Here is a 1,417-nt window from a genome sequence, read left to right as displayed (position 1 = left end):
TTTCGTTTGACTTCTTTGGAAACGGTTGTCGGATCTTTTAGAATAAGTTGTCCAATAGCTTTGAAGGTTTCACCGCGCTCTAAGCCTAATTGGATATCATTACGGTCTGAAAGGGTNAGGTGTTTATGTTTTGTCATAGTGGACCTCATTTCTAACTCAAACGTCTCATACTTAATTCCACCATAAAAATCCGTTTTAGACTAACTTCTACTTTGACAAGCCAAGTGGAAGTTACTTTGAGAAGTTACCATAAGTTTGTAAAATTTGTTAATGATTAATATATACTTTACTAGATTAAATTTATATGGTATAATTATAAATGTCCATAGGATTAGCCGTATGGGATATTGGATTTAGCTTGTTCTTTGAATTCTTTATTGCTCACGATAGAATTTCGTGTTATAATAAAGACAGGTTACGCATTCCCTTTAGCGATCTTCATCGCTACGATTATTAGTGTGAAACTATCAAAGCGCTACATTCCGCACTTTGGATCCGACCTTCGCTTATCAATTAATGTGAAGCTCAGTTCGGCTCTTATGCAAATTCTAATTGAATGTTTCTATAAAAGAAAGGTGAAACAGTTTATGTTGTTCTTTACACTTCTTAAGATAACAAGCAATTATTTAATATTCGGTAGTTAGTAATAGTAGTTAAGCGTGCAATATTAACTTTTTAGGATTACCGACCTATTGTTAATATTGCTCCTTTTGATGTATGAAAAAAGTTAATTTAAATTTATATCGATGCAAAGGTTATTTGCATATTGATAGACAAGTTTCTATTGATAAAGTTAAGAATTACATTATAAACCCAGAGAAGATTGCTCACCATAGCTTTCTTCCTTTTTTGTGTTATGATAAAATATCTGAAAAATATGTTGGTTACGGGCCTGATGATTTGGGAAATAGGCCTGTTAAACAGAAAATACGTACCATAATGTATGCAGGACATTTAGATAGCTACATATATAAATACTACTCTGATATATTAAATATCTATTATAACGAATGGATTACAGAAGCAAAGCTTGACAAATATTCTGTTGCTTATCGAACTAATAGAAAGCATCAAAGTAACATTAATTTTGCAGCGGAGGCAATTCAGTTCATAGAGAAACAACCTACTGCATATGTTATAGTTGGTGATTTTGAAAAATTTTTTGATACTCTTGATCATGAGTTATTAAAAGCAAGATTGTCTGATATTTTAAATGTTAAACAATTACCACCAGATTGGTATAATATTTATAAATCTTTAACAAAATTTGCATTTATTGATAAGAAAACTTTAGATAATTCTGATAATCCTTTGGTTCAACATAATTATATTAGTTATTTTAAAAATATTAAAGATTTTAGAATGTTTAAAAAAGAAAATAAGTGTAAATTGAATAAGAATGCTTATGGAATACCAC

General features: G+C 29.9%; 1 protein-coding gene and 1 pseudogene. One reads left to right on the top strand and one right to left on the bottom strand.

The window, feature by feature from the left end; genetic code table 11:
* A partial coding sequence (locus D8787_RS11210; RefSeq protein ID WP_142999762.1) for a helix-turn-helix domain-containing protein occupies positions 1-137 on the bottom strand: 137 nt, incomplete at its 3' end.
* Positions 138-717: 580 nt separating this feature from the next.
* Here D8787_RS11210 and D8787_RS11205 point away from each other — a divergent pair.
* Positions 718-1,417, top strand: a pseudogene (locus tag D8787_RS11205) (RNA-dependent DNA polymerase); the annotation flags it as partial.

It is taken from the genome of Streptococcus mitis, from assembly GCF_003944325.1.
In the GTDB taxonomy this organism is placed as follows: Bacteria; Bacillota; Bacilli; order Lactobacillales; family Streptococcaceae; genus Streptococcus; species Streptococcus mitis_CW.
Note: the sequence above shows the minus strand (reverse complement) of the source record. Positions and strands in the feature narration are given on the sequence as shown.